This window comes from Bartonella sp. CM31XJBT (genome assembly GCF_028618555.1).
In the GTDB taxonomy this organism is placed as follows: Bacteria; Pseudomonadota; Alphaproteobacteria; order Rhizobiales; family Rhizobiaceae; genus Bartonella.
On sequence record NZ_JAQITD010000044.1, the window covers coordinates 1 to 3,956 of the forward strand.

The window sequence follows — 3,956 nt, forward strand, 5'->3', positions numbered from 1 at the left end:
CCTTCAACAAGTTTACCGGTTTTTGATTTAGGAAGTATGAGTCCTTGTAACTCGGCAAGTGCGCTTTTGTAGTTATCAACAAACTCTTGCGTTCCATAGGTGCCGCGTATTCTAATACGTGGTCCATGACCAATACGTACATACCATATAATTTTACCATGACGTGTGACTTCTTTGACAAGATGAGGAGGACGTGGTTTTGGCATGGTATTTTACATCTTAGAGAGTGCGGTTTCGTAATATTCATTCTTTGACAAATCTAAAAGTTTGTCTGGGTGGTTAACTGAATTTGGTAGTGGAATATCGGATTTAAGATAGATAAGCAGTTCACCAGTAGGTTTGATTTCTACGAGTTCACAACCTTGTTTTTTAGCTTCTCTTAAAGCGCGTGCAATGGCTGGTTGCGTTATAGCAGCTGGACGAGGCGCCATATCTTTTCTCCTTACATTGAGATGCAATTCACGTGTGGCGTGAATCACGCATTACTTGAAAGTGTTAAGAAGGGTGGGGGTGCTAGGAGGCATTTGTGAAGAGAAACACCTCCCATATGTAAAAAATCTGTAAGTTTATTTTTTAGATGTGCTTAATTTCATATTTCCAATCAGGCAATTGAGTAAGAGCTAATGCGAGTTGTCCTCTATGACACATGCATACATTGGCTTCAAAACAGGTGATTGCAACGCGCTTTTTGTTTAAAAAAATTTGATATAATTTGTTTATTGCACAAGAATTATTCTTGAGAGTTGTATTTCGATAATTTTTAAAAAGGCGGTCATAATCTTTTTGTGTTTTCAAATTTCTTCGTTTTTCAGAGGCAATTCCAAGTTCAGGCATATGCATATATTCAATATCAATGTTGCTTACAGCTTGCTCTAATTGTCTTTTTGAAAATCCGTGTTTTCTACTTATTGGATTTTTACGAACATCACATAAAGTTTTGATATTGTTTTCTATGAGACAACTAAGATAATTCTCAAGGGACCTACCTTCATAGCCAATGGTAAAAAAACAAAATTCCTCATCTTTAGCAGGCTGTATGATAATATGTTCGATGTTACACACGTTTAATTTCCTTATGTGAAAGGGTGGGGGTGCTCGTAGATATGCGGGGAACAAAACACCCCCATAAGGTTAAGCAGCTTTTGTTGAGAGTTGTTTTATCTCTCGTTCTATCTCTGCTAAAAAGGCTTCAACAGCTTGATTGATCTGTTCAATTTGTTGATCATCACGGAGAACACGCTTGACTTTCATGCGTAAGTGAAAGAATTCCCCCGTAAAACGTGGGTCATAGCTTACGAAATCACACCATTTTCGTTCTGTACAAGCCATTTGGAATTGCATTTGTGCGTGATATTCTGGTTTGATTTCGTCACCTATACAAAAGCGCATATGTGTTACTGATCTCGGGCATTTGACTTCGATTAAACCGTCTTCTCCAATGAGACCATCGGGGCTAGCCCCCGCCATTTCTATTGTGGGGTGTTGGATAAAGCCGCATTTTGTTATATCGGCATCATAAATGAAGCCATATTCTCTCAAGGCATCATCTTCATGCTCAATACCCCATCTCATATCTTCAGTTTCATAATAGGGGCTTGTTTCTCTTGTTAAACGTTCTGTTATGAGTTTGATTTTGTAGTCTTCATATTTGCTCGTAGGCAATCCTTTTGTAGTTTTACTGAGTACGCTGTAAATGTTTGATGCGGTGACTTTACCCAAGCGCGCTTGAAACCATTCTGCTGTTCTTTGTTCCATATCACACCGCCGTTCTTTGTTCTTGTGATACATATTCTATATCTTGGACGTGAATATATTCGGCATCTTGTATAGGAACGTATGTTTTCTCTTGTGGTGGGAGAGATTGTAGAGCGCTTTCTCTTTGAATTCTTGGCTTGCTTTCTAATATTTTCAAAACGTCGTCTGCTGTTTCACAAGACATATCTGTTAGCTTTTCTACTTTTGCATAAGAGAGAAGCTTATTTTTATCCGATTCTGTTTGTTCGATTAATTCTTCGATTTGCTTTATCTGTTTAGAGGAAACTTTTTGATTATTTGTATCGTCTTCTTTGGCTTGCATTTGACCATCTGTATCGTCTTCTTTACTTGCTAAATTAAGAAGCATGCCTAATAGGTATCTTCGTGCGTAGGTAAGTGTGGAACCAAGTGATTGTATGCTATTTTTAGAGCCTGTACTGTCAATTGGAAATGTTCCTTCTGTTGATATTTCATTGCCTGAAGGATGAGACAGAGTTATTTCTATGGTAACGTTTTTTTCTGTTTGATTTTTAATACGATAAAACAAAGCAAATTTGTATGTTGCAAGTCCGTCTTTTACAGCATCAATGTACTGATCAAGTGTAGCGTATTTGCTGTTTGTATGTTTATTAATGGCGTTTTGTTCGATATTTTTATATGCCATTTGCACAGCCGAAAGATCACGGACAAAATTTTGGCGCTCTTGTCGTTTTATCTCTTGTTCTCTTAAATCAAGAAGACGCTCTAAGCGATCCATATCGACGTCACTGTCTAAGGCTTTATTTAAAATACGTTCCATGACAGTTTGTTCGACGGCTAAATGATGTGTTTCTTCAATTTCTATTAGGTTAGTGTTTTGTTCACTCATCTTGATTTCCTACATTGCGCGCAATTCACCCGTGGCGTGAATCACGCTGGTGTTAAAAGACTGGTTTTGGGGTGTTAGAGTTTTGTCTTTACAGGTTGTACAATCCGATCAATTGGAATGCGTTTTATATATGCACAATGATCAGAATATAGCGTCAACAAGAAAGATTCATCTGAATTGGGTGGTATCATTTCAAATCTAGTGCATGCAAACGGTCTGAATTCGTATGAAAATGCAAAGCATTGCGATCCTATGAGTTCCATTGGCACGATATTCTCTTCACTTAAGAAGGCATCTATTTTGTCTTTAGAGATTATGGTATCTACATAGGGCTCGCCCTTATCTCCAGAGATCGTTATACAAAGTTCACCTGGATTGTGGGTATTTCTCACAACTAACTGCGAACACAAAGTAGGTTTAATTTCATATCTATACATAATAATTATCTTCTCTCGCTCGTTGTGATAATACTGCCTCCACGAACCTCTGAATCTCCGTAAATGTGTGCGTTACCATACACTTCTGCATTGCAATGAACACTTGCATTTTCGTAAACATGTGCTTTTCCAAAAATACGACCACCATATATTTTTGCGTTATGATGAATTGTTGCATTTTCATAAATATTTGCAAAATAACAAACTTTTGAGTTATCAAATACCTTGGCATTGTTGTAAACTTTTGCACCGCTATAAACCATGGCATCATCATAAACCCAACAGTCTCCTTCATGACTTAAGTTGCTCTCACCTTCTATAAAGCCGCCTAGGTCACCTTTCTTGATTTTTCCGAAGCTTCTCAATGCACGAATGCGGTGAAGAGTTCTTCCATCAAACACAGTTTTTTCATCAGTAAGTTCATATTTCTTTTCCATGATTACTATTTCTCACGTTCTTCGATTATGGTGGAGCCACTAATTTTACAATTTCCAGCAATGTTTACACGACAGCAAATATATGCTTGATTGTAAATTTTAGCATTTCCGTAAACGTGTACACTTTTCCCTATAACAGAATTCCCATAAATCCGCGCATAGTCAAAAACCTTGGCATTATCTCCAACATAAGCACCACCAACTTCGGCATAATCAGAAACTTGTGCATTGCCATAAACGCGTGCATTCCCATAAACCCGCGCATCATCATAAACTTTGGCATCACCGTAAACGTGTGCATTGCCAAAAATCCAACAGTCTCTCTTATGGCTTAAGTTGCTCTCTTTTTCTATAAAACCGCCGAGGTCACCTTTTTTGACATATCCAAAGTCTCTTAATGCTCTAATTCGGTGAAGAGTTCTTCCATCAAACACAATTTTTTCATCAGTAAATTCGTAT

6 protein-coding genes and 1 pseudogene are annotated in these 3,956 nt (G+C 37.7%); all 7 read right to left on the reverse strand.

Annotation, left to right across the window (positions count from 1 at the left end):
- Positions 1-206, reverse strand: a pseudogene (locus PVV63_RS09590) (integrase); the annotation flags it as partial.
- Positions 207-212: 6 nt separating this feature from the next.
- Positions 213-431: a hypothetical protein gene (locus PVV63_RS09595; protein WP_273791657.1), complete on the reverse strand. Its 219-nt coding sequence runs from the start codon at positions 429-431 to the stop codon at positions 213-215.
- A 142-nt stretch (positions 432-573) separates the two neighbouring features.
- Positions 574-1,062 carry a DUF488 family protein gene (locus PVV63_RS09600; RefSeq protein WP_273791658.1) on the reverse strand — a complete coding sequence of 163 codons (489 nt, stop codon included), beginning with the start codon at positions 1,060-1,062 and terminating at the stop codon, positions 574-576.
- A gap of 69 nt (positions 1,063-1,131) precedes the next feature.
- On the reverse strand, positions 1,132-1,755 hold the full coding sequence (locus PVV63_RS09605; protein ID WP_273791659.1) for a lambda exonuclease family protein: 624 nt from the start codon (positions 1,753-1,755) through the stop codon (positions 1,132-1,134).
- A 1-nt stretch (position 1,756) separates the two neighbouring features.
- Positions 1,757-2,623 carry an ERF family protein gene (locus PVV63_RS09610; protein ID WP_273791660.1) on the reverse strand — a complete coding sequence of 289 codons (867 nt, stop codon included), beginning with the start codon at positions 2,621-2,623 and terminating at the stop codon, positions 1,757-1,759.
- Between the two features lie 442 nt (positions 2,624-3,065).
- On the reverse strand, positions 3,066-3,497 hold the full coding sequence (locus tag PVV63_RS09615) for a hypothetical protein (RefSeq protein ID WP_273791661.1): 432 nt from the start codon (positions 3,495-3,497) through the stop codon (positions 3,066-3,068).
- Positions 3,498-3,502: 5 nt separating this feature from the next.
- Positions 3,503-3,956 (reverse strand): hypothetical protein (locus PVV63_RS09620; RefSeq protein ID WP_275065262.1); only part of this gene is annotated, 454 nt, incomplete at its 5' end.